The following is a 25754-nucleotide window of genomic DNA, read 5'->3' as shown; positions in this document are numbered from 1 at the left end:
TGTTAACACAATAAAATTGTAACTTCGTATCAAATTATGAATAAGAATATTGTTTACGGATTAATAGGTTTCGGTTATTTTTTAATCGGAATTTTTACTTGGAAGTATAATTTTTTTGTAGTGAAATTGGATCCTACAAAATCTATGTTGTTTGGAATATTATTTATTGTATATGGTATTTTTCGAGTATTTAGAGGTATAAAAGGTTATAAAGATGATCAGAAAAATTAGTATTATATCTATTATGATAATTGGGCTTTTTACTATTTTTAACTGTAAAAAGAAAGATGAAAATAAAACTAAAGCAGAGCAAAAAACACCTGTAAAAAGAGCCTTACATGAGTATGGTAATTTAACAATGACTGTTGATCCAAGTTTTAAAAATCTGGCACAATCATTTGCAGACATGTATATGATTGATTATCCTGATGTAAAAATAAAGATTAACGAAGAAATCGAAGAAAAAGCTATTAAAGATTTTTATGAAGGTAAAATTCCATTGTTAATGGTAAGTAAACCTTTAACAAAAGCACAGCAACAACATTTATTTGATAAAACAAGAATAAATTATATTGCTTCTCCAATTGCATTGGATGCTACCATTTTTATTACATCTATAGATAATCCTATTACATCTATTAGTATAAAAGACATAAAAGATAATTTATACCATACTAAACCTGCTATAACATTTGTATTTGACCATCCAAATTCTGCAAATTACAATACATTAAATGATAAATTGAAGTTATCTGTGCCAGAAAATAGTAAAATTACAGCTATGGGTACAGCAGAAAAAGTAATTGATTATTTACAAAAAGATAAAAAAGCGATTGGAATTGTTGGTTTAAATATACTTAGTGATAAAGGAAATCCAAAAGTTGAAAATTACCTAAAAAGTGTAAAAATATTAGCTGTTACTAATGACAAAGATGAAGCTATAGAACCCACAAATCCTAATTTAAGAAATGGTATTTATCCTTTTTATAGAGAAATTTATTTATTGAAAAACGAAATAGGTTTTGGAATAGGCGCTGGTTATTCTAGATTTGCTGGCTCACAACGAGGACAAAAAATCGTAACAAGAGAAAATCTTCAGCCTTATTATTTATATAAAAGAGAAGTAAGACTAAATATAGAAACACCTAAAAGTTAATTTTAGGTGTTTTTTTATTTTTTAGGAAGCTGTTTTAAAAAATTATATCGTTTCTGTTCGAAGTCCATCATACAATAAAAATGATTTATCCCATTGGTTACCATCAAAAACTGACTTCCCAACACAATATTATATCTAGCTATTTGATCGAAAGTCGTTTGATTTATTACTACTTTAGGTGCTTTACATTCTACCATAATATAAGGTTTCGCATTTTGATAAACAACAATATCTGCACGTTTTCTCATTCCAGTAATTGGCACAGGAACTTCTAATGCAATAGCTGAAATTGAATAACCTAAATCATCTATTAAATACCTGATAACGTGTTGCCTTACCCACTCTTCCGGTGTGTAGACTAACCATTTTTTTCGAATAAAACAAAAGATATATAATTTATCTTGGGATTGTTTCAATCTTATTTGGTATTTTTCGGAAAAATTTAATTGTACTAATTCAGTCATTGTATGAGTCCTGTAGAATCTTTAATCAAAGATATAAAAAACAAAAACTATAAACCTATTTACTTCTTAGCGGGAGATGAACCTTTTTACATAGACCAAATAACAAATTTATTAGAAAATTCTATTCTAACTGAAGAAGAAAAAGGATTTAATCAAACTATTGTTTATGGACAAGATATTGAGATTGGTCAGCTAATTAGTATTGCTCGTCAATATCCTATGGGGTCTGATAAATCTGTAGTTGTTGTGAAGGAAGCACAACATCTTAGCCGATCTATCGATCAATTAGAAATGTACGCAAACCAAGTACAAGATTCGACTATATTGGTCATTAATTACAAAGGAAATACATTAGACAAAAGAAAAAAAGTATATAAACTACTAAATGAAAAAGGCTTCTATTTTGAGTTTAAGCGAATTTATGAGAGTGAAATTTCATCATGGATAGAACAAAAAGTATCTGAAAATGGTTTTAAAATAGAACCAAAAGCTAAATTCCTTTTAACAGAATATGTAGGTGCTGATTTATCTCGATTAAATAACGAATTAGAAAAACTGTTTACTATTGCAAAAGATGATAAAGTAATCACTCCTAAATTAATTGAAGATAATATTGGAATAAGTAAAGATTATAACGTTTTCGAATTAAGAAATGCGATTGAAACTAAAAATATAGAAAAAGCTTTTAAGATTATTAAATACTTCGAAAAAAATCCTAAGGATAATCCCTATGTAGTTTCAATAACAACGATATTTAATTTATTTACTAATATCATTCAAGTACATGTAACTACAGATAAGTCCAAACAAAACTTAGCGAAAGTTTTAGGAATAAATCCATATTTCGTTCAAGGAATGACAACTGCTGCAAATAATTACCCTCTTAAAAAAGCAACACGAATTATCTCTTTTATACGTGATTATGATATGAAAGGGAAAGGTGTAGGAACAACTGGAAACGTTACACCAAGCCAATTACTAATAGAATTAGTGTATAAAATTATGCACCTATAGTTTTTAGAAATAATAAGTACATATAAAGTAACGTTAGAATAACTAAATTTGTAAAATAAAGAAAAAATATAACATGGAAAATAACGTAAGAGATATCATCATCATCGGATCTGGGCCTGCTGGTTATACAGCTGGAATTTATGCTGCACGTGCAAACATGAATCCATTGATTTTAACAGGAATGGAACCTGGAGGTCAGTTAACTACTACTACAGATGTAGAGAATTTCCCTGGTTATCCTGAAAGTATTTCTGGACCAGAATTAATGGCTGATTTACAAAAACAAGCTGAACGTTTTGGAACAGAAATAAAATACGAATACGTAACAGAAGTTATTTTTGGAGAAAAAGAAGGAGACTTGCACCAAGTAAAAACTAATACTACAGAATACCAATCTCGTTCTCTTGTTATTTCTACTGGAGCAACAGCTAAATATTTAGGTTTAGATGACGAGAAAAAATATGCTGGTAGCGGAGTTTCTGCTTGTGCAACTTGTGATGGTTTTTTCTATCGTGGTAAAGATGTTGCTGTTGTTGGTGGTGGAGATACTGCTGCGGAAGAAGCAACTTATTTAGCTAAGTTATGTAACAAAGTATATTTATTAGTTCGTAAAGATGAAATGCGAGCTTCTAAAGCAATGCAACATCGTGTAGAACATACTCCTAATTTAGAAGTTTTATACAACCATGAATTAACTGGTTTAGATGGTAATAATGTTGTAGAAAAAGCTAAAATAATTAATAACGTTACTAATGAAGAAAGAGAATTAGTTGTTGACGGTGTTTTTATTGCTATTGGACACAAACCAAATACAGATTTATTCAAGGGTAAATTGGATATGGATGAAACAGGTTATTTAATCACTCAAGATCGTTCATATAAAACAAATATACCTGGTGTTTTTGCTGCTGGAGATGTACAAGATTCAGTTTATAGACAAGCAATTACTGCTGCTGGTTCTGGATGTGCTGCTGCTTTAGATGCTGAACGTTATGTTGCTGAGTTTTTTGAAGAAGTATAATCTTTGCATATTCAAAAAAATAGCTGATATTATAATATCAGTTATTTTTAGAATTTTCATGATAAAAATAAAAAAATCTGGATGCTCTCGCATCCAGATTTTTGATATATAATAAGATTTAATTTCTATAAATCGTCAACATCTAAATCTTCATCAATTTGTAGATCATTTAATTCTGCATCTTCTGCAAAATCCATATCATCATCTTCATCCAAATCAACTACTAAGTCTTTTTTAGGTGCTTTTAAAGGCATTGATCCAAAACGATAAACTGTTAAGGGATAATTAAGAACTGCAGGTTTTTCTTCTACAGCTATTAATTCAGCTACAAAAGTCCACATCTCGAAAAAGTCATAAACAAACATCAAACGAGTTCCTACTTCTGAAAAAGCTTCTTTGATGTAAAAATCAGCCATTGTTTCATCAGTTTCATCATCTGACATGTCTTCTAAAGGAATCTCTTTACCTTGATTACCTTCTTCATCTAACTCATAAAATGAAGCTAACTCTTCACCTTGTAAACTAAAAGCACTTATAATACCTTTATATAATGTGAATAAAGTTTGCTTTTCTTTTATTTCTATGTCTCTAAAAACATCCTCTTTTGCATCAAGGAATACACGAATTTTATATATCACTTTCTAAATATTTTTCGGTTCCAAATTTAATTCTTTTCCTAAATTAATTACAAATTCTAGAGCAGAATTATAATTATTTTCTACTTCTCCTTCTAAAATCGCTTCTTTAATAGCGTTTTTAATAATTCCAATTTCTTTTCCTGGTGAAATTCCAAAAATTTCCATGATTTGTTCTCCAGAAATTGGTGGTTGAAAATTACGAACTCTATCTCGTTCTTCAACATCTTTTATTTTTTGCTCTACAACTTCAAAGTTCTGCTTGAAACGTCTTTGTTTCTTTTCATTTTTTGTAGTTATATCTGCTTTACAAAGTATTATTAAATCTTCAAAATCTTCTCCTGCATCAAATAATAAACGGCGAAGAGCAGAATCAGTTGCATCGTCTGTTACAACTGCAATTGGTCGAGAACTCATCATAACCAATTTTTTTACATACTTCATTTGATTTCCCATTGGTAATTTAAGTCTTCTAAAAAGTTTTACAACCATTTTAGATCCTACAAATTCATGTGAATGAAAAGTCCAACCTACTTTTTTATCAAAACGCTTTGTTACAGCTTTTCCTATATCATGTAACAATGCAGCCCAACGCAACCAAACATTATCTGTATTAATAGAGATATTATCTACAACTTCTAATGTATGATAAAAATTATCTTTATGCTTCTGTCCTTCTACTTCTTCAATTCCCTTTAAGGCAATAAGTTCTGGTAAAATATATTGTAACAAACCTGATTGTTCTAATAATAATAGACCAACTGAAGGTTTATCAGTCATCATAATTTTCTGAAACTCGTCCATTACTCTCTCAAAAGAAACAATACTAATTCTTTCAGCATTATCAATAATTGCTTGAAATGAATCTTTCTCAATTTCAAAATTTAATTGAGCAGCAAAACGAATAGCTCTCATCATTCGTAAAGGATCATCAGAATAAGTTATATTAGGCTCTAAAGGAGTTTTTATAATTTTATTCTCTAAATCTTCAACACCATTAAATGGATCAATTAATTCTCCAAACGTAGCTTTATTCATAGAAATAGCCAAAGTATTAATTGTAAAATCACGACGTTTTTGATCATCTTCTAATGTTCCATCTTCAACGTGTGGTTTTCTACTATCTTCTGAATAACTTTCTTTTCTTGCTCCTACAAATTCTAAATCTGTTTGATCATATTTAAACATTGCTGTCCCGAAACGCTTAAATACAGAAACTTGAGATGTATTTCCTAATTTATTTGATAGTTCTTTTGCTAATAAAATTCCATTACCTACCGTAACGAAATCGATGTCTTTTTTTTGACCTCGATTTAATAAATAATCACGTACAAATCCTCCTACTACATAAGTTTCCTGATTGATTTTTTCAGCAACTTCAGAAACACTTTTAAAAATTGGATTTGTTACAGCTTCTAAGATTTTCATTTTGCAAAAGTAAACGATTTGATGAAAAAAACTACTCTCTAATAACTTTTACTTCGTTATCTAAACTTAATTTTATAATCGTAGATGCAGTCGACTGAGGCACAAATGTTTTTGTTTCTTGAACAACAAAATCTACTCTTTCTAAAATTTCTTTACTCACCTCTGAGAATACTTTTGGCGATGGTTGTCCAGATAAATTTGCAGAAGTAGAAACTATAGGTCCATTTAATTTTCCTATTATTTTTTTACAAAATAAATCATCTGTCAAACGAATAGCTATAGTATTATCCTCAGCAATTAATGATGCAGGTAACCCTTTTGGATTATCATATATAATTGTTAAAGGTTTTTCATTTAAATCAATTAAATCCCAAGCTAATTCAGGAACTTCTACAATATCCTGTAACATTTTAGGAGAATCAACTAAAATAATTAAGGATTTTGAAGATGGACGATCTTTGATTTTATAAATTTTTTCAATCGCATCTGCATTTTTTGCATCACAACCTAAACCCAATATTGTATCTGTTGGATATAGCATTGTTTCTCCTTGTTTCAGCTTTTCTACTATCTCGTTAATATTAGACATTATATTTTTTTATCGTACAAATATATTGTGTAATAATTAAGACTGAAAAACATTTTAATATAATTATTCTATTTTTTAAAAGTTTTTTTAGTTAAATTTCTAAATAAGTTATTCATTTTCATTATTTTTATACTATAAACCAATAAGATAAGAAATTAAAAACTATTAATTATGTTTGAAATTTATAAAGACAAAGCTGGTGAATTTCGTTTTCGCCTTAAAGCAAAAAATGGTCAAAATATTTTAGCTAGCGAAGGGTATAAACAAAAAGCTAGCTGTGAAAACGGAATAGAATCTGTACGTAAAAACTCTCAAGATGATTCTAAATTTGAATTAATTGAAGGTTCTTCTAAAAAATGGCATTTCAATTTAAAAGCAACGAATGGACAAATAATTGGAACAAGTCAAAGTTATGAAACAGAATCTGGTGCTAAAAATGGTATAAATTCTGTAAAAACAAATGCATTAAATGCTGAAATAAAAGAAATTTTAGATTAGGAAAGTATATAAAAAGCTGAAGCCTTGGATAAATCCAAGGCTTTCAACCTAATTAACACTAATATGAATTAACACTAAAAACTTATGAAGTAAAATAATGTTCAAAATTTATTTTAGATGCGATCTAAGCATCCAAGCAGTTTTTTGATGTTGTTCTAATAGACCAACTAAAAAATCAGAAGTCGCAATATCATTAAATTCTTCGATCTCAACAATTGCTTCAGATAAAAAATTAATAATTACTTCATGATCATGTAATAAATTAGCTATAAAACTTAAACTATCTTTTTTATTTGTTTTTCTAGCTTCAGATAAATGAGTTAACTGCAAATACTCAGTCATCGTAGCAGGAGCATATACATCTTTTTGACGTATTTTTTCTGCAACATCATCTATTACAATCTGTAATTCGTTATATAATGATTCGAAATAAACATGGATTGTCTGAAAATCAGGACCTTCAATATTCCAATGTGCATTTCTAGTTTTTAAATATAAAACATGTTCATCAGCTAATAATTTTATTAATATATCAGCTATTTTTTGTTTTTTTTCTGGCGTTAATAATTTCATTTGTTTAATTTTTAATTGATTAATTTTAATACAACAAATTTAAAATGAAAAGAACGATTAGTAATAGATTTTTAAAATGAAAAAACTATTATATTATAATTAAAAACTATAGAACAACTCTAAAAAAATAATTATGTCTAAATAGATAAACCATTATTATTATTCTTTTGTTTGACAAAAATAGTGTAGATATTTCAATCTATTCAATTTTCAAAAGTTAAATATTAATTAAATTAAATTATAAAAACTATGTTTTTTTATCAATTCTTTAACTGTTTACCTTATTGCAAATATTAAAGCAAACAATCATAGTGTATAGGTTACACAGTATTTTAAATAAAAGATACAAATAATTATTGATTTTATTAAATATATCATTAAAATAAAAGTGTCTATTGTACAATTAAAAAATATATTTATTTTTGTGAACTAGACGATAATAATTTTGAAGAAAGTTTCTATAAAAGATGTAGCTAATTTAGCAAATGTATCTATTGCTTCTGTATCTTATGTATTAAATAAGATGCCGAACAATCGTATAAGCGAAAATACGGCTAATCGTATAAAAGAAGCAGCTAAAAAATTAAATTATAGACCCAATAAAATTGCTAAAAGTCTTAAAACAAGTAAAACTAAAATTTTAGGTTTTATTGTTGCTGATATTGCGAACCCTTTTTTTGGACAAATAGCAAAAATATTAGAAGAGGAAGCTTTAAAAATTGGTTATACTATTATTGTTGGTAGTTCAGGAGAAAATAATGAAAAATTTGATAAATTAATTAATTTTTTTATCGACCAGCAAGTTGATGGCCTTATCCTAGCTCCTGTTGAAAAAAGTGAAAATAGTTTTTTAAAATTAGATCAAGAGAAATTTCCATATATAATATTAGATAGACATTTGAGTAATATAAATTCAAGTGGTATAAAAATTAATAATAAAGAAATATCTTACCAAGCAACAAAAACGCTAATTAAAAAAGGTGCTAAATCACCTTTATTAGTTTCTTATGAAACGACTTTAATGAATTTACTTGATAGAGATTTTGGTTTTTATGAAGCGTTAAAAGAAAATAATATATCTAAAACTGAAGCTATAAAAGTTAGAATCGATCAAATTCAAAAAGATGTTTATTCTGGTTTAGAAAAACATTTTACACAACATATAAGACCTGATGCAATTTATTTTACAAGTAATAAACTTGCATTTTCTGGGTTAAGATATTTATTAAAAAATAATATTAATATACCTAAAGATGTACAAGTAATTGCATTTGATGAATCTGATGCTTATGAATTATTTCCTGTTGAAATATCATACATTAAACAGCCTTTGGATGATATTGCTAAGAATGCATTAGAAATGATTTTAAAAATTATAAATAAACAAAATACAATAACAGAAAGTAAAAAACTTTGTGCTGAACTTATTTTAAGAGAAAGTACAAATTAATTTTATTTAACAAAAAGATTAAACGTTTAACCATATTTAATGAAATGAGAGAAATAACTAACACACCGGAAATTGTTTGTTTTGGAGAGATATTATGGGATATTTTTCCTGACGGAAAAAGAATTGGAGGAGCTCCATTTAATGTAGCATATAACTTATCAAAAATGGGGGTTGATTCTCATATGATTAGTAGAATAGGAAATGATGCATTAGGAAAAGAATTATTAGAAGTTACTAAAGATCGTAAAATGAACCCTGCTGGTTTACAAATAGATGATGTAAATGCTACAGGTACAGTAATTGCAACATTTGACGAACACAATGATGCTATTTATGATATTGTAAATGATGTAGCTTGGGATCATATAGCTCTTACAGAAAATGATTTACATTTTGTAAAAGAAGCTAAAGCATTTGTTTTTGGTAGTTTAGCAACAAGAAATAAAGTTGCAAAGGATACTTTATTTTCTTTAATGGAAAATGCTAAATTTAATGTATTTGATATTAATCTTCGCCCTCCATTTATTGATCAAAAAATTATTAAAGATATACTTCATCATACGCATTTAGCAAAATTTAATAAAGCTGAATTAAGAATGGTATTAGAATTTATTGACAAAGAATACACTACTGAAGCTGAGAGTATAAAATATGTTCAAGATTATTTTGAATTAAATGAAATCATCGTTTCTAAAGGAAGTAAAGGAGCTATTTATTATAAAGATGATGAACATTATCAATTTCCTGCCGTACCTATTACTATAAATGATACTGTAGGAAGTGGAGATTCTTTTTTAGCTGGTTTCTTAACAAAAAGGATTAATGAAAAAAATCCTTTCGAAACGATGGAACATGCTACAGCATTAGGTGCATTCATTACTTCTAGTAAAGGGGCATGTCCTGAATATACTTTAGAGGAGTTTGAATCATTCAAGAAAAAACATCCAACAGACTATTCTAGTGTAATTACTAACATGAAGAAATTACATAATGAGTACTCAAAATAAAGTAAGTCTTACAGAAAAAAAATATACTATATTATTTTTCTTAGTATGTAGTTTATTTTTACTTTGGGCTGTTGCTCTTACTATGGGTGATGTTTTAAATAAACATTTCCAAGATGTTTTGAATATCTCAAAAGCAGAATCTGGTTTAGTTCAATTTTCTATGTTTGGTGCTTATGCAGTAATGGGAATTCCTGCTGGTTTATTCTTAAAAAAATATGGTTATAAAAAAGGTGTACAATTAGGATTAGCTCTCTATGCTATCGGAGCAATTATGTTTGTTCCTGCATCTAACTATTTATCTTTTAATTTATTTAGAATAGCATTATTTGTATTAGCTGCAGGTTTAGCTACTTTAGAAACAGTGGCTCATCCTTTTGTGGCAGCTCTTGGTAATGAGAAAACAAGTGACCAACGAGTAAACTTCGCTCAAGGATTCAATGGATTGGGAGCTATATTAGGTCCTTTATTGGGAGGTTTTTTTATTTTTAATGAAACTGGAGATGGTTTAGAATCTGTTAAAATCCTTTATACATGTATAGCTGTTTTTATTTTATTTTACTTCATTGTTTTTTCTTTGATTAAAGTACCTAATTTAAACGACCCACATGCAGAAGAAGAAAATTCTAAAGATAAAAATCACAATATTCCATTATACAAACAAAAACATTTTGTTTACGCTGTAATTGCCCAATTTTTTAATATTGGAGCGCAAGCAGGTACATGGGCTTATTTTATAAACTATGCTGTAGAAAGAATGCATTACACTGAAACAACAGCATCTTACTATTTCTCTTTAAGTTTAGGATTAATGATGATAGGCAGATTTGTTGGAACTTATTTAATGAAATTCATTAAACCTAATATTCTTTTAGCAATTTTTACTTTATGCAATGTTATTCTTTGCTTAGTAGTAGCACAAGATTTAGGAATGATTTCATTTATATCTCTTATATCTTTAAATTTCTTTTTAAGTGTGATGTATCCAACAATTTTTAGTTTGGGATTAAAAAATCTAGGAAACAAAGTACATCAAGCATCATCTTTCTTGGTAATGGCTTTATTTGGAGGTGCTATTTTCCCTCAATTTATGGGAAAAATAGCTGAAACAAATGTTGCTCATTCTTATTATTTACCAATAATATGCTATATTGTAATTTTACTTTTCGCTTTAAAATTATATAAACCTAAATCAAATTAATAATTGATTAAACGATTAAACTATGAATGATATAAAATTTGGATGTTCATTATTGTCATGGGTTTTACCTAATTGGGAATTAAACTCAGGAAAATATGCTATAGAGCAAACTGCTAAACATCAATTTGATTTATTAGAAATTTTACTTCCTCCCTATCAAGAATTTGAAGCAACAGAAGTAAAAAAAGAACTTAAAAAACATAATTTAGATGTCGTTTGTTCATTTAATTTACCAGCTAATGCACATATACCTAAATATCCTAAAGAAAGTTTAGCATTGATAAAAAAAGCTATAATACATACAGCAACTTTAGAAACTGATTTTTTAGGAGGTGTATTACATAGTGGATTAGGTTATTTTTCTGGGAATACGATTACAGAACAAGAAAAAAGCACAATTATAGAAGTTTGGCAAGAAGCTTCAAGTCTCGCTTCTCAATATGGAATTTCTATAGCTATAGAACCTATAAATCGATATGAATCATATGTTTGTAATACAGCAAAAAATGTATTGGATCTAATCAATGAAACTAATTGTGATAATTTATTTTTACATTTAGATACCTTTCATATGAATATTGAAGAAAATAACTTCCGTGATCCAATTTTACTTGCTGGTGATAAATTAAAACATATTCACATGACAGAATCTCATAGAGGTATGCTAGGTGAAGGAACTATAAATTGGGATGAATTATTTAATGCTCTAAGCAAAATTAATTTTAAAGGAAATCTTGTTTTAGAAAACTTCACTTCACAAGTAAAAGGAATGTCAAGTGCCGTTTCATTATGGCAAAATTCACCATATAACGCAGAGGATCTTGCTGTTAAAAGTTTACAATTCATGAAAGATAAAACTTATAGTTTTTCTAAATAATTTTTCTTACTACCTATTTACTAATTACTAGCTGACCTAAATGATAAAATTTAGGTCAGTTTTTTTTGTCTATATATGACATAATTTTTATAAAATTTGCAATTTTTGGCTGATATAAAGTATTGGAATACTTTTTGAAAAAACATAGGAAGATATTAAAATAAAAATATTATAAATGACAGGTTATTACATTATTATTGGTCTTTTCATGTTAATTAGTTGGTTTGTAGGAAACCAATTACAAAGTAAATTCAAATATTATTCTAAAGTACATTTAGCTAACGGAATGTCTGGAAGAGAAATAGCAGAAAGAATGCTTTATGATAACGGTATTACTGATGTTAAAGTTATTTCTACACCAGGACAATTAACTGACCATTATAATCCTGAAAATAAAACAGTTAATTTATCTGAAGTTGTATATCACGAACGTAATGCCGCTGCTGCAGCTGTTGCAGCTCATGAATGCGGACATGCTGTACAGCATGCTGTGGGATATAATATGTTAGAATTTAGATCAAAAATGGTTCCTGTTGTAAGCTTTGCTTCAAGAATGAACCAATGGATTTTAATGTTAGGTTTGGTTGTTATGGCTTCTTCAAATAACTCAACTCTATTATGGATTGGAATTTTTCTTTTTGCTCTAACAACTATTTTTGCATTTGTAACATTACCTGTTGAATATGATGCATCAAATAGAGCTTTAGCATGGTTAAAAAATAAAAATATGCTTTTACCTAATGAATATGATGGTGCTAAAGATTCTTTAAAATGGGCTGCTAGAACATATGTTGTAGCTGCAATAGGATCTCTTGCTCAATTATTATACTTTGTAATGTTAGCAATGGGAAATAGACGAAGTGAGTAAAATAAAAAATATTATAATAATAAAAAACAACTTTAGAAATCTAAAGTTGTTTTTTTTTATTTCAATTAGTTCATCACTCCTATTTGTTTTAAAATTTTTTCTTCATAAGGGTCTATAGTAAATTGGTCAAATTTTATAAATTCTTGCCCATTTTTCATATAACCTAATCTATAATTTTGTCTTACAACAGGACTATTCTCAAAGCTTTCTAAAATAGGTAATTCAGAAACAGCATCTAAAATAACTTTATCATCAAAGGACAATAATCCGAAATGTATTAAATAGTTATCTTTTGATAAAAAATAAGGAAAATATGCTAATATATCTATTCTATCTACTTTTTTAGAAGTAGCTACACCAAAAGTCACAAAATTACTATCTACTGGAGTTAAATATTCATATTTAAAATCAATAATTAATTCATTTTTTTTATTTATCAATCCCCACTTTCCATTCTTTTCTACTCCAGCAAAACCAGCTTTAAAATCTGTACAACCATCATAATCAAATGGAATAACTTCTTGATTAAGTAAATCAATAAATCCCCATTTTCCATTTCTTTTAACTGCACATATATTTTCAATAAAATCACTAGTCAATTCATAATCAAATGGAATTAATACTTGACTATTTTTGGTTACAAATCCCCACTTATCATTCTTTTTTACACTGTAAGCATTTACAGTCGTCAAAACAAGATTATCATATTCTAAGGGAAGTATTACATTTCCCTGTAAATCAATCAATCCAAATTTATTATTTATTGAAACAGGCGCTAAATTATTTCTATCAAATACAGTAATCTCATCAAATTTTGTTGAATCTTTATGAATAAAACTATCAAACTGATCTGTATCTTTTGGCTGTAAAATCATTATTATTTCTTAAGCAATTAAAGGGCAAAAATAATTATTTTTTTTATAAATCATTAAAAATGAAACCTATTAAATGTTTTATTATAGAAATATTCTTATTTTTGTAGGTGACAATAAATTAAAACCTATGAACATTTTTACAAAATTAATTCTAACTGTAAGCGTACTAACAAGTAGTTATACATTTGCACAACGAGATAGTATTAGTATTAATAAAGTCTCAATACCAACAAATAATACATACACCTTTGATGGTGATTGGAAAATTTCAAGTACTTCTGATAGTAATTTTATTATAACAGGAAATAAAATTACAAACAAATCAAAAAAAACAAGTAATACATTATTTTTAAATTTATACTTTATACCAACGAACTCTAATTTAAATTTAAATAATTTAGATAATGAAATAGGTAAAGATGTTATTCTAGGTAAATTAGAAGGAAAAGGAACTAGTTTTAATAATATATTTATATCTTTTAATAATTCAGATGTTAAAAATCTAAAAAATGATAATTATTCACCACTTATCGTATTAAAAGATAAGGAAAGTAACAAAATTTTGAATTATAAAATTTTAGATGATAAAATAAGTTTAGAAAATAACAAAATATTAATCAATAGAGCTGAAAATAATATTGTTGCTATAAACGGAGATGCAAGTACCGTAACTACACCTTCTAATAATACAGTTGTAGGTACTAATTATTCTGATCCAAAACTTTTTGATGATTATACAACTGTTGAAAGTTCTATGGATTTAATAAATACTAATAAAAGTTTAATTTTTAAAGGTATTTGGGAATTATCTGTTGATTTCGAAAACTTATTAGTAACTATAAAAGGTGATGATAATCGAATTATTAATACAGATTTTAAACCTACTAATGATTTAAAATTATTAGTATATTTTTCTAAAGATGTTATTAATGACTTTAAAACAATAAATGGTTACGAATTGGTTAATTTAAATCTGCCTAAAATAACTGGTTATTCAGAAATTGAATCACCAATATTTAAAACAAGATTAACTAAAATATTACCATCTGGAGAATATTATCCTACTTTAGTTATCGTAGAGAAAAAAGATAATGGAGAATATGCTGTTAAATCAACAATTACACTTGGTGATAAATATATTTGGAAATAATAAATTATAATTTTTATATAAAGGATTGAATTCAAAAAATTCAATCCTTTTTTTATTGTTTAATTCCAAAAAACTTTTCATCTTTGGGAAATAATTGGGGTGCTAATTTTGGCTGAGAATATACCCAAGAACATCTATATGTTCTACACCTGATCCAGATAATGCTGGCGGAGGGATTGATGTTAGTAATAACTTCTGTCTCCTCATCAAATAAAATAATAATGATGATGGATATTTTAACACAAACGTCTTGGCAAGAATGGTTAGGCGTTATTTTTTCAATTTTTCAAGTAATTTTAGCTAGATATAACAATTCAAAAAATTATTTATTTGGTATTGCTGGTATATTACTCACTTTATTTGTTATGTTCAATTCTAAATTATATGCAGAATTCACTCTAAATATTTATTATTTAGTAATGAGTATTTATGGCTGGCTATATTGGAAATATGGTAAGAAAAAACATGAAATTCAAATAACAAAAACCGATAAAAAAGAATGGTTAACTGTTATTATAATTGTATTATTTAGTTTTGTTATTTTTTACTTAGCATTAACACATTATACAGATTCTGATGTGCCTATCTGGGATTCTATTGTAAGTGCATTTGCATGGGCTGGAATGTGGCTAATGGCTAAAAGAAAATTAGAAAATTGGATATTACTAAATATAAGTAACATCATTTCTATCCCATTAATGATACATAAAAACCTTTATTTATATGCAATACTTTCTTTTATTTTATTCTGTATTGCAATTTCTGGTTATATGAATTGGAAGAAAATTATAAAAAATACACATGCATAATATTAATTTACTTCGCAAAGAATTACTAAATAATCAGTTTTTCAATGAATCAATATTAGAATTAATTAACAATGAAAAATGGTTACAAATTTGGGTTCCTAAAGAATATGGAGGTTTAGGATTAAATTTTAATGAAGGTTTAAAAAAATTACTAAAAATTGCACAAATAGACGGAAGTCTTGGATGGTTTGTGACTTTATGCAGTGGTGCAAATTATTTTTCAAGAAACTTAAAACCAAGTATTGCAAAAGAATTATTCTATAATAAAAAAACTTGTTTTGGTGGAAGCGGTATGTTAGGTGGTACAGCAGAAGTAAATGGTGATTATTATACCATAAATGGTTTATGGCATTACGCTACAGGAGCTCCTTATCTTACACATTATACTTTAAATGCAAAAATCACAAAACAAGGAAAAGAAATTATAGATGAAGATGGTAACAATGTATTTTTGTCATTTATTTTAGACAAATCACAAGTTACCCCTATTTCTACATGGAAATCAATGGGAATGGTAGCAACTGCTTCTCATAGTTTCGAAGTTAATAATCAAAAAATAAATAAAGATTACAGTTTTATTTATAATAATTTTTATTCTAAAGATTTAATTGAGAAAGTTCCTTTTTCCATTTTTGCTGATTTAACTTTATTAGTTAATTATATTGGAATGGCTAATCATTTCCTAGAAAAAAGTTTAGAAATAATTAATTATCAAGTACAAATAAAATTAAAAAAACTTATAGAAAATAGTACTTTTCAAATTGATAAATATGCATCAATAATTGAAAATAAACTTTTAAATAATAGAAAGATATCTAAAGAATTAGAAAATGAAATTCATACATTCGGAGAAATAACAGTAGAAACTATAACTAAATATATTATTGATATCTATCCACATTTAGGAATTAAAGCTTCAAAAATCAATGACGAAATTAATCAAATTTTCCGTGATTACTTTACAGCAACGCAACATAAAAATTTTAGAAAAACAATATAACTAACTATTTTAACAACTATATATTAAATCTAAAATTAAAATCAATTACATTTACTCTCTTTTTATTAGCCGCGTAATTTAATTGGATAGAATATCAGATTCCGGTTCTGACAGTATGAGTTCGAATCTCATCGTGGTTATTTTTATAAAAACTATCTTTTTTTTAACAAAACAAAAACACAATTAATTCATTTATAACACTTTAAAAACAGAAAAAGGTATTCGGTTAAGTTTAATAATATAAGTATCTTTGAAATATAACAAGTAACCTTAAATGAAAATATGAATAGAGTTATACTTATCGGGAATGGATTTGATAAAGGTATTGGTTTGCCTACCTTGTATGGGGACTTTATGAAATGGTTGATAGATGACATTATTAAATCTGTAAATATAGAAATTGAAAATAAGAAAATCAATATCACAGGTTTTGAAGAGCATGTTCTATCAAAGATAAAAGAAAAAGCTAAATATATTGATTATGATGATAATTTTATAAGAATTAATACAATTGACTTTTCTCATTTTAATAAAGAATTATTTTTTGATAAAATTAATAATGGTGTTAGATACCATTCTTATTCACCTGATAAGGATAATTTCAATGATTTAAAACAAATTACATTACACAATCAAAGTGAATTAAATTCGATTAATAGCAAAATAGTTATTAAGAATATAATTTTAAGTCTATTAATTAAAAATTACAATACTAACAGTAATTGGGGTAATATTGAACAAATATTTTATGATGAATTAATTAAAACTTCTGATAACAAAATAGAGAAATTGAATAAAGATTTTTCAATGTTTACTAATAAATTAGAAGAATATCTTAAAACAATAAATATTGAATCAATTATAAATTCAAAATCTAAAGAATACATTGATTATATCAAAGAAAATATATATTCAAATGATTTGAGACCAAGTTATTTCTGTCCAATTAAAATAAAAGAAAAACTAATTGAAATAAACTGTGATTTAAATAAATGTAATCAAACTACAATCAATGATTTTTATAAAAGAATTGGTTTTAAAGGATTTCCTACTGATGGTGATTTTATTGAATATTTTATAAATGAAGATAAAAATTTAAATATATTAGATGATGAATTTACAATTGATAATTATTTATTTTTGAATTTCAATTATACTAATACACCAACTTACTTTACTGATGAAAATGAGATTAATTTTCATATAAATATTCATGGCGACTTAACTGACAACCAAAGTAGTCCTATTATTTTTGGTTTTGGAGATGAATTAGATGAAAACTATAAAATTTTAGAAGATAAAAATAATAATCATTTTTTAAAACATATAAAATCAATTAATTATTTAAAAAATAATAGTTACAGAAAATTAATTGAATTCCTTGAATCAAAACATTTCCAATTATTCATATTAGGTCATTCATGTGGAACATCTGATAGAACATTACTAAACACTGTATTTGAACATGATAATTGTATAAGTATTGTACCTTTTATTAGGACAGATGATGATAATTATCAAGATACAATAATGAATATTTACAGAAATTTTACTGATAAACGTAAATTAAGAAATAGAGTTGTTAATAAAGAATTATGTAAAAATTTAACTTTAGATTAAAATATAATTTCTAAACAAAAGCCTCACATTTTAATTGTGAGGCTTTAAGTTTTAATTTATCAATAATATTTAAACACTTAAAAATTAAAAAGCATTTAAGCTGATTTTGATACGTTTTGTATCCAAGTTAATATGCTTTCAAAATGTTCGATAGATAACTCATCGTGGTTACAAATTGAATATAAACTATTAATATATAATATTTTATACTCATTAAAAATAGATAAGTGACTTTCTTTACTCCTCAATTATTTTGTATCTTAGAATTATTAACTTATAAAATAGTTGTTATGAAAAACCTATTACCATTATTTATATTAATCAGCTTATTTATTGTATTAAAAATAATACGAACTATTAAGCTAACTAACAACAATCAAGTAAATTATAAACATAACTAATAACCTTTAGTATAAAAACATAAAAGCAGTAATTTCTTAGAAATTACTGCTTTTATGTTTTTATAAAGAATCTTACTATTTAACTTGTTTTTTCTCCCAATCAATAGGGAAATTACATGTTTGATATTCTTTACCTATTTTTATGTAAGCATCACCTACTTGACGTTTAACCCAATCTAATAATAATGTTCTTTCTTTATCTTGAACTGCAAATTTTTGAATTCTATAATAATCATCCTCATAATTAATTTTATGTTCAGGATAAAATCTATCTAATTCTAAAATTCTCAATGCTTTTTTATTATCAAAATCATCTTCAAAAACCTGAGAAACATCACCTTCATGTAAATTTGTAATTGCTGTAAACATTGGTAATGGTAAAGAAATTTTTTCAAAACGATCATCCCCTGAACTTTGGTTCATTAAATTTCCTGAATTATACTTTGTATATTTATCATCAGAAAACTTTAATGCAGCTTCTTTAAAAGTCATTTTGCCATCATTAATTAATAATCGGATAGAATCTAATTTATTTGTTGTTTCCTTAATTTCTTCTTCTGTTGGTTTCGTAGTAATAAGTATATGACGTAAATCTAATTCTTGTCCACGACGTTTATCTAATTTTATAATATGATATCCAAAATCTGTTTTAAAGGGTTCTGAGATTTCACCTTCTTGCAAGTTAAAAGCAACTGCATCAAACTCTTTTACCATCTTTCCTCTTATCACTTTTTTATATTCTCCTCCATTACTTGCAGAACCTGGATCTTCTGAATATAAAATAGCTTTAGTAGCAAAAGAAGCACCCTCCTCGACTTCTTTTTTAATTTCTTTTAACTGATCAATTATTTTTTGTTGATTATCTTCTGAAACTTGAGGAAAAAGAACAATATGACTTATAGACACTTCATCTTTTACATCAGGTAATTCAGTTTTATGTTTTTCGAAAAATAAACGAACTTCTTCTGGTGTTGCATCTGCACCTTTTACAACCATTTCTCTTTTTTGGCGAGCATAAATATTATCTTCTACAATATATTTTGTTTCGTTTTTCATTTCGGCCATCGTACGAAAACCAAAAAAGTCTAATACTTGTTTTTCTCCACCTGCTTGTGCAACCCATCCATCAACTTGTAAATTTAATTGACGGTTTACCTCATCTTGTGTTACTTTAATTAAAGTATCTTGTTTTGCTTTATCAACCAGCATTTTATCTAACATGATATCATTCAAGAAATCACATTTATTATCAACTTGCATACCTTGTTGCTTAGACATTAAGAAATCTCTATCTACATCAGATTCTAAAACAATCTGATTTCCTACAACTGCAGCAATTCCATCCACTTTAACAAGACGTTGTGGTGTTTGTTTTGCTGTTTGTGCAAAAGTGTTTACGGTAAACAATGTTGCTAATAACAACATTATGCTCGATTTATACTTCATATACCTTAATTTCATTTTAAATATTCTTAGTTCAGTTTTTAATAACTGATGAGCAAATTTAGTTTTTTTTGTTAAAGTCTAAAATTTTTTAATTTCCTTTAACAAAACAATTACTTTTTTATGATAAAATCAAATCAATCCAAAAGTTCTTAATGAAACATTCCATGACGATTCAAAATCAAATAAATTTAGCCCATGCTTTTCCTTTTGCTGATTTGCAAAACTAATTAATTTTTCTGTTGGTGTATTACCTACTTTTTCGTAATTTGTAAATGGGCAACCTCCTAAACCTTTTATTGTTCCATCAAATTTTCTAAAACCACTGTCATAGGCTGCCTTTATTTTTTCATGCCAATCATTATAAACTGTATGAAAATGAGCTCCAAATTCAATATTATTATAGTTTGGAATTAATTCTTTGTACAAATTAATAATATTATTTTCTTTTGCTAAACCTATTGTATCAGATATATTGATAAATTTAATCCCTAAATCAGATAATTTACTAATCCAATCTTTTACTATATCTTCATTCCAAATCTCTCCATATGGATTTCCAAATGCCATCGATAAATAAATAAGAACATCTTTATTATTAATTTCAGCAACATTTCTTATGTACTTTATTAATTCAAAAGCATCTTCTTGAGATTTATTAGTATTGTATTTCTGAAAATTTGCAGATATAGAAAAAGGAAAACCTACAATATCAACTTTTTCATGTTCTAATCCTTTAATTGCTCCACTCCTACTAGCAGTAACAATTGAAATTTTTGAAGATGATTTATCTAAATTATTCAATACTTCTTCCGTATCTACCATCTGAGGAACACTTTTAGCAGAAACAAAACTCCCACAATCAACTGTATCAAAACCAACTGTTAAAAGACGATTGATATAATCAATCTTTTTATCCGTAGCAATAAATTCTTTATGACTTTGAATTGCTTCTCTTGGACATTCTATAATTTTAAAAGTACGTTCACTCATTTTTTTGCTTTATTTGCGCTTTAAAGGTAGATAATTTAGTAATTTTGACAAAAATTAAAACGCAATGCAAACAGAATGGAGAGAAAAGCTGGTTAATCGCTTTTTAAAATATGTAAAAACTTATACTGAAAGTGAGCCTTTTTTAGATAAATTTCCAAGTACAGACCGTCAATGGGATTTAGCTAATTACTTAGTAGAAGAATTAAAACAAATTGGTTTAGAAAATGTTTCTATTGATGATAATGGGTATGTTTTCGGATATGTTCCTTCTACAGTAGATTATGATGTTCCTACAATTGGTTTTGTTTCTCACATGGATACTTCTCCTGATTATTCTGGTGAAAATGTAAAACCACAAATTTGGGAAAATTATGATGGTGGAGATATAAAATTAAATGAGTCTATGATTTTGTCTCCTTCAGAATTTCCTGAATTAACACAATATAAAGGTCAAACTATAATTACAACTGACGGTACTACATTATTAGGAGCTGATGATAAAGCTGGTGTTGCAGAAATAGTAACCGCTGCTGAATATTTAATTGCTCATCCAGAAATTAAACACGGACGTATTGCTATTGGTTTTACTCCTGATGAAGAAGTCGGTCGTGGTGCAGATTTTTTCAATGTAGAGAAATTTGGAGCTGAATGGGCTTATACGATGGATGGTTCTGAAATTGGAGAATTAGAATACGAAAATTTTAATGCAGCTTCTGGTATTGTTACAATAAAAGGAAAATCTGTTCATCCTGGATATGCAAAAGATAAAATGATTAACGCATCTAATATTGCATTAGAATTTGCTTCTCAATTACCAAACGATGAAGTTCCTGAATTAACTGACAAACGTGAAGGATTTTTTCATTTAGCTAAAATGAGTGGAAATGTATCTGAAGCAAAATTAGTATATATTATTCGCGATCATGATATGGAGCAATATGAAGCAAGAAAGTCTTTATTTTTACAAATTGCTGAAGATATACAAGAACGTTATGATCATGAAGTAATAAAAGCTGAAGTTTCAGATCAATACTTCAATATGATTGAAAAAGTAAAAGAAAAATTTCAATCAGTAGAGATTGCTGAACAAGCACTTAAAGATACTGGTATTACTCCAAATATTAAACCTATTCGTGGTGGTACTGATGGTGCTCGTCTTTCTTTTATGGGATTACCTTGTCCAAATATTTTTGCAGGGGGACATAATTTTCATGGACCTTACGAATATGTGCCTGTAGAATCTATGGAAAAAGCTACACAAGTTATTGTACGTATAGCAGAACTTACAGCAGAAAATAACAAATAATTTTTTGCTTTTTTGGCAAAATCAATGTATAATTTCTATTTTGGTTTGGAATTTGTATTAAATTCACAAATCAAAATAGAAATTTTTTATGAAAAATATAGTATTAGCTAGCGTAGCTTTATTTGGTTCATCTTTTTTATTTGCTCAAGAAAAAGTAAACATCGGAGATTTTAGTACATTAAAAGTATATGATAAAATACCTGTAGAATTAGTTGTTTCTGATAAAAATTATGTTGAATTAGAAGGACTGAATTCAGAAGATGTAAAACTAGAAAATACAAGTGGTGAATTAAGAATAAAATTGACAGGAACAAAAATTATGCAAGGAGATGCTACAAACGTTATTGTTCATTACAAATCTTTACATGATATACAAGCAAGCCAAGGTTCTAGTATTCATTCTGATGATGTAGTAAAATCAACAAAACTTAATATAACATCTAATGAGGGGTCATCTGTAAAACTTCCTGTAAGTACTAAAAATCTAGAAGTTCGAATAAACTCTGGTGGAGAAGTTATTTTGACAGGAACTGCAGATTTCCAAACAGTAGTTGCTAACTCTGGTGGTAAATATTATTCTAAAACTTTAAAAGCAGAAAACTCTACATTAACAACAAATGCTGGTGGATATATAGAAGCTACATCAACTGAATCTGTAGATGCTAAAACGAGAGCTGGAGGAGTAATTGATATTTATGGTAAACCTGCCCAACGTAATCAGAAAAAAGTTGTTGGAGGAAGAATCAATTTTAAATAATAAATAAAAAAAATGTTTCAACGAATTCGTTGAAACATTTTTTTTTAAACCTTATCGTAATTAAATTTTATTAAACATCATCAAAATCAATTGATAAAGTAGCGGTTTTAGGTCTAGAAATACAAGCTAATGTCATTCCTTCTTCATAATCAGAATCAGTTAACACAAAATTATCTCCAATATTTACTTCACCTTCTGTCACTTTACACATACAAGAAGAACATACTCCACCTTTACAAGAATAAGGCGCATCAATTCCCGCATCTATTAAAGAATCTATTAAATTTTTTTCTTTATTCCAAGTAACCACTGACGTTTCATCATCCAAAGTAACAGTAACTTCTACTGTTTGTGGTCCCTCTTTATGTTTTGTGAAAATTTCTTGTGACTTAATCGAAGGATTAAAAAGTTCAAAATGAATATGTTTTTCTATAATACCAGCATCATTTATTTTCTTAGCCAATGTAAGAATCATTTCTTCTGGTCCACAAATCATAGCTTCATCAACTTCATTAATATCAACCAATTGATTCAATATCAAATCAAATTTCTTTTCATCTATTCTCCCATTATAAATAAAATTTTCTTGATCTTGTTTAGTATAAAAATAATGAATAAAGACATTATTAGGATAGTTTTGTTTTAACTCTGTTAAACGATCCTTAAACATAATAGAATTTTCATCTTTATTGACATAAAAAACATGAAAATTAACCCATTCTTCTGTTTGCAAAGTATATTCTAACATACTCATAATAGGCGTAATTCCACTTCCTGCTGTAAACGCTAATAAAGTACGTTTTTCGTTTGGTTTAGATGGAATAGTAAAACGTCCGTCTGGAGTTGCAACTTCTAATTGATCTCCTACTTTAACATCATTAAATAAATAAGTAGATACTTTTCCATTTGGTTGGGCTTTAACTCCTATACTCCATTTTTTGTCTTTAGGAGATACACATAATGAATAATCTCTACGATTTCCATCAACATTAAGTGTTATATATTGACCTGGTAAAAAATTATATTCATTTTGTAAATCCTCAGGAATATCAAAACTAATCTGAACAGAATCGTTCGTTAATTTTTTAACCTCATTAACTGTTAATAAATTAAATTTCATTTTATTTTTACTATAAGTAATTTTTAAAAGCTATCAAGTATATTGTGATAGTTTACTAAATTAGTACAAAAATAAGATTTTAGAATCAATAGAAAAAATATATGGAAATAGCATTGATTGCACATGATGGAAAAAAAGCTGAAATGGTTAATTTTTTAATGAAACATAAAGATATTTTACATAAAAATGATATCAAATTTGTAGCAACAGGAACAACAGGAAAATTTGCAGAACAAACTGGATTAGAAGTTACAAAATTTTTATCAGGTCCTCTTGGTGGAGATGCACAAATAGCTGCTCGTGTTGTAGAAGGAAAAACAAATATGGTCTTATTTTTTCGTGATCCTATGGGGAAACATCCGCATGAACCAGATGTTAATATGCTATTAAGATTATGTGATGTACATAATGTTCCTTTAGCTACAAATCCTGCAACTGCAGAAATGCTTTTAGATCATTTAAGGTAAATTAACAAAACAATAAATTATGCCTTATTTATTAAGAGCAAATTTTAATGTACTTTTGTGAAGTATAAAAATATAAACTATGCATCCAACAGCAGAATGGTTAAAAAATTGGGAAGCTAAAAGAGAATTAACTTTAGCTCCAAATGATTTAGAAAAATATTTTACAGATAAAGAAATTGGTGAAGTTGAAATAGATCAAATTAATTTAGGAGAAATTTCCCTTCCTTCAGGTAAAATTTTTGTGAATGATCCATTAGGAGAATATCTTGCAATGGATAAAGATCCTTATTTTATAGAAACACCGAAAGGTAATTTTCCTGTTTCTGCAAGCATTGTTAAATTTGAAGATGATGGCGATGTTGAAAACTTAATTGGTTGTGTAAAAATTGCTTTCACTAACGAAAAACCTGTTCGTTATGAAGAAGCTATGAAAGGAATTGAGTTAATTGAAGAATTACAAGAAGGTGAATATTTTGGTTTTGCAATAGAAAGTGGTTTAACTACTATTGTTGATTCTGAAGCAAAAGAGTCTTTCGTTAAATTCATTGATGAATTCGAAAGTAAAGGAAATGATGTAAATCTTTATGATGATTATTTTAATGATTTATTTGTAGCAAATGCTAAAAACAATCCTAAATATCAATCTGAAGAAGGTGATTGGTTAAATTGGACAATTCCTGGAACTGAATTTAAAACACCTATTTTTCAAGCTGGTTTCGGTGAAGGTGTTTACCCAGCCTACTTTGGATATAATGAAAAAGGAGAAGTTGTTTCATTTTACATTCAATTTATTGATGCTGAATTAGAAGATAGCGACGATGACGACGAATGGTTATAAATCATTTTAATTAATATAAAAAAATCCTTCAAATTTATTTGAAGGATTTTTTTATTACCACAAGAATTATAAAGTTTATTATCTATTTCTTTTTTATAATTTAATATGATTTAGGGATTACGTAAGATCCTTTTTTGATTGTATGAATTTCTACTTCAATTCAATAATAAATAATTAACAAAGATTATAATAGAAAA

General features: G+C 27.0%; 27 protein-coding genes, 1 tRNA gene and 1 riboswitch. Of the genes, 19 read left to right on the top strand and 9 right to left on the bottom strand.

Translation table 11 applies throughout. The features are described 5' to 3' along the window. The first annotated feature begins 36 nt into the window (after positions 1-36). Positions 37-231, top strand: a complete 195-nt coding sequence (locus RT575_RS14400) for a C4-dicarboxylate ABC transporter (RefSeq protein ID WP_313373820.1) — start codon at positions 37-39, stop codon at positions 229-231. Continuing rightward, positions 215-1156, top strand: a complete 942-nt coding sequence (locus RT575_RS14395; RefSeq protein WP_313581773.1) for a substrate-binding domain-containing protein — start codon at positions 215-217, stop codon at positions 1154-1156. Before RT575_RS14400 ends, RT575_RS14395 begins: the two co-directional genes overlap by 17 nt. A gap of 14 nt (positions 1157-1170) precedes the next feature. Here RT575_RS14395 and RT575_RS14390 read toward each other — a convergent pair whose 3' ends face one another. After that, the gene (locus RT575_RS14390; RefSeq protein ID WP_313387039.1) at positions 1171-1620 is read right to left on the bottom strand and encodes a type I restriction enzyme HsdR N-terminal domain-containing protein; all 450 of its coding nucleotides are present in this window, start codon (positions 1618-1620) and stop codon (positions 1171-1173) included. A gap of 3 nt (positions 1621-1623) precedes the next feature. Here RT575_RS14390 and holA point away from each other — a divergent pair, with 3 nt between their 5' ends. Together holA and trxB are read left to right on the top strand one after the other, a co-directional pair. Further along, positions 1624-2634 (top strand): DNA polymerase III subunit delta, encoded by a 1011-nt coding sequence (gene holA / locus RT575_RS14385; protein ID WP_313581771.1) that lies wholly within the window; start codon positions 1624-1626, stop codon positions 2632-2634. 73 nt (positions 2635-2707) lie between these two features. Next, positions 2708-3655: a thioredoxin-disulfide reductase gene (gene trxB / locus RT575_RS14380; protein ID WP_313387041.1), complete on the top strand. Its 948-nt coding sequence runs from the start codon at positions 2708-2710 to the stop codon at positions 3653-3655. 125 nt (positions 3656-3780) lie between these two features. Here the strand turns inward: trxB and RT575_RS14375 are convergent, their stop codons facing one another. The 3 genes from RT575_RS14375 to RT575_RS14365 are packed head-to-tail and all read right to left on the bottom strand — an operon-like array spanning position 3781 to position 6298. Beyond that, positions 3781-4293, bottom strand: coding sequence for an IS1096 element passenger TnpR family protein (locus RT575_RS14375; RefSeq protein ID WP_313387042.1), 513 nt, complete (start codon positions 4291-4293; stop codon positions 3781-3783). 3 nt (positions 4294-4296) lie between these two features. After that, positions 4297-5718 carry an HD domain-containing protein gene (locus RT575_RS14370; RefSeq protein ID WP_313387043.1) on the bottom strand — a complete coding sequence of 474 codons (1422 nt, stop codon included), beginning with the start codon at positions 5716-5718 and terminating at the stop codon, positions 4297-4299. Positions 5719-5749: 31 nt separating this feature from the next. Beyond that, positions 5750-6298, bottom strand: a complete 549-nt coding sequence (locus tag RT575_RS14365; RefSeq protein WP_313581825.1) for an L-threonylcarbamoyladenylate synthase — start codon at positions 6296-6298, stop codon at positions 5750-5752. 180 nt (positions 6299-6478) lie between these two features. Between RT575_RS14365 and RT575_RS14360 the strand changes: the two genes are divergently transcribed. Continuing rightward, the gene (locus RT575_RS14360; RefSeq protein WP_313386955.1) at positions 6479-6805 is read left to right on the top strand and encodes a YegP family protein; all 327 of its coding nucleotides are present in this window, start codon (positions 6479-6481) and stop codon (positions 6803-6805) included. Positions 6806-6913: 108 nt separating this feature from the next. Here the strand turns inward: RT575_RS14360 and RT575_RS14355 are convergent, their stop codons facing one another. Further along, positions 6914-7378, bottom strand: coding sequence for a DNA starvation/stationary phase protection protein (locus RT575_RS14355; protein WP_313581768.1), 465 nt, complete (start codon positions 7376-7378; stop codon positions 6914-6916). A gap of 445 nt (positions 7379-7823) precedes the next feature. Here RT575_RS14355 and RT575_RS14350 point away from each other — a divergent pair, with 445 nt between their 5' ends. The 5 genes from RT575_RS14350 to RT575_RS14330 all read left to right on the top strand — a co-directional run bounded on the left by RT575_RS14350 (position 7824) and on the right by RT575_RS14330 (position 12778). After that, positions 7824-8828, top strand: coding sequence for a LacI family DNA-binding transcriptional regulator (locus RT575_RS14350; protein ID WP_313386957.1), 1005 nt, complete (start codon positions 7824-7826; stop codon positions 8826-8828). Between the two features lie 44 nt (positions 8829-8872). Beyond that, positions 8873-9835: a carbohydrate kinase gene (locus tag RT575_RS14345; protein ID WP_313581766.1), complete on the top strand. Its 963-nt coding sequence runs from the start codon at positions 8873-8875 to the stop codon at positions 9833-9835. Continuing rightward, complete coding sequence (locus RT575_RS14340) at positions 9819-11033, top strand: sugar MFS transporter (RefSeq protein ID WP_313581764.1); 1215 nt, start codon at positions 9819-9821, stop codon at positions 11031-11033. The genes RT575_RS14345 and RT575_RS14340 overlap by 17 nt, the downstream gene beginning before the upstream one ends. 22 nt (positions 11034-11055) lie before the next feature. Continuing rightward, complete coding sequence (locus RT575_RS14335) at positions 11056-11910, top strand: sugar phosphate isomerase/epimerase family protein (protein ID WP_313386960.1); 855 nt, start codon at positions 11056-11058, stop codon at positions 11908-11910. A gap of 175 nt (positions 11911-12085) precedes the next feature. Next, positions 12086-12778 carry a zinc metallopeptidase gene (locus RT575_RS14330; RefSeq protein ID WP_313386961.1) on the top strand — a complete coding sequence of 231 codons (693 nt, stop codon included), beginning with the start codon at positions 12086-12088 and terminating at the stop codon, positions 12776-12778. Positions 12779-12843: 65 nt separating this feature from the next. Here RT575_RS14330 and RT575_RS14325 read toward each other — a convergent pair whose 3' ends face one another. Continuing rightward, a complete protein-coding gene (locus RT575_RS14325) occupies positions 12844-13653 on the bottom strand; it encodes a WG repeat-containing protein (RefSeq protein WP_313581762.1) in 810 nt (269 codons plus the stop codon). Positions 13654-13780: 127 nt separating this feature from the next. On the opposite strand from RT575_RS14325, the gene RT575_RS14320 reads away from it, so the two are divergent. From RT575_RS14320 to RT575_RS14300, 5 genes are all read left to right on the top strand, one after another. Further along, complete coding sequence (locus RT575_RS14320) at positions 13781-14803, top strand: hypothetical protein (RefSeq protein WP_313581760.1); 1023 nt, start codon at positions 13781-13783, stop codon at positions 14801-14803. A gap of 85 nt (positions 14804-14888) precedes the next feature. After that, positions 14889-14996: riboswitch (TPP riboswitch) on the top strand. A gap of 28 nt (positions 14997-15024) precedes the next feature. Then, complete coding sequence (pnuC, locus tag RT575_RS14315; protein WP_313386964.1) at positions 15025-15612, top strand: nicotinamide riboside transporter PnuC; 588 nt, start codon at positions 15025-15027, stop codon at positions 15610-15612. Further along, positions 15605-16612, top strand: a complete 1008-nt coding sequence (locus RT575_RS14310) for a hypothetical protein (protein WP_313581758.1) — start codon at positions 15605-15607, stop codon at positions 16610-16612. The genes pnuC and RT575_RS14310 overlap by 8 nt, the downstream gene beginning before the upstream one ends. A 67-nt stretch (positions 16613-16679) precedes the next feature. Beyond that, a tRNA-Arg gene (locus RT575_RS14305) sits at positions 16680-16752 on the top strand. Between the two features lie 142 nt (positions 16753-16894). Further along, positions 16895-18232: an AbiH family protein gene (locus tag RT575_RS14300; RefSeq protein ID WP_313581756.1), complete on the top strand. Its 1338-nt coding sequence runs from the start codon at positions 16895-16897 to the stop codon at positions 18230-18232. Between the two features lie 476 nt (positions 18233-18708). On the opposite strand, the gene RT575_RS14295 is transcribed toward RT575_RS14300, so the two are convergent. Together RT575_RS14295 and RT575_RS14290 are read right to left on the bottom strand one after the other, a co-directional pair. Further along, the gene (locus tag RT575_RS14295) at positions 18709-20058 is read right to left on the bottom strand and encodes a peptidylprolyl isomerase (RefSeq protein ID WP_313386966.1); all 1350 of its coding nucleotides are present in this window, start codon (positions 20056-20058) and stop codon (positions 18709-18711) included. A 150-nt stretch (positions 20059-20208) separates the two neighbouring features. Further along, entirely contained in the window at positions 20209-21069 is an 861-nt protein-coding gene (locus RT575_RS14290; RefSeq protein WP_313386967.1) for a hydroxymethylglutaryl-CoA lyase, read from the bottom strand. A 64-nt stretch (positions 21070-21133) separates the two neighbouring features. Here RT575_RS14290 and pepT point away from each other — a divergent pair, with 64 nt between their 5' ends. After that, a complete protein-coding gene (pepT, locus tag RT575_RS14285; protein WP_313581754.1) occupies positions 21134-22375 on the top strand; it encodes a peptidase T in 1242 nt (413 codons plus the stop codon). A gap of 88 nt (positions 22376-22463) precedes the next feature. After that, positions 22464-23132, top strand: coding sequence for a head GIN domain-containing protein (locus RT575_RS14280; protein WP_313386969.1), 669 nt, complete (start codon positions 22464-22466; stop codon positions 23130-23132). 70 nt (positions 23133-23202) lie between these two features. Here RT575_RS14280 and RT575_RS14275 read toward each other — a convergent pair whose 3' ends face one another. After that, entirely contained in the window at positions 23203-24252 is a 1050-nt protein-coding gene (locus RT575_RS14275) for a 2Fe-2S iron-sulfur cluster-binding protein (protein ID WP_313581752.1), read from the bottom strand. Between the two features lie 101 nt (positions 24253-24353). On the opposite strand from RT575_RS14275, the gene RT575_RS14270 reads away from it, so the two are divergent. Next, entirely contained in the window at positions 24354-24719 is a 366-nt protein-coding gene (locus RT575_RS14270; protein ID WP_313386971.1) for a methylglyoxal synthase, read from the top strand. A gap of 79 nt (positions 24720-24798) precedes the next feature. Continuing rightward, complete coding sequence (locus RT575_RS14265) at positions 24799-25557, top strand: DUF4241 domain-containing protein (protein WP_313581750.1); 759 nt, start codon at positions 24799-24801, stop codon at positions 25555-25557. The last annotated feature ends 197 nt before the right edge of the window (positions 25558-25754 follow it).

This window comes from Chishuiella sp. (assembly GCF_032109125.1).
GTDB lineage: Bacteria > Bacteroidota > Bacteroidia > Flavobacteriales > Weeksellaceae > Empedobacter.
This window is presented reverse-complemented; position numbering and strand designations above follow the sequence as displayed.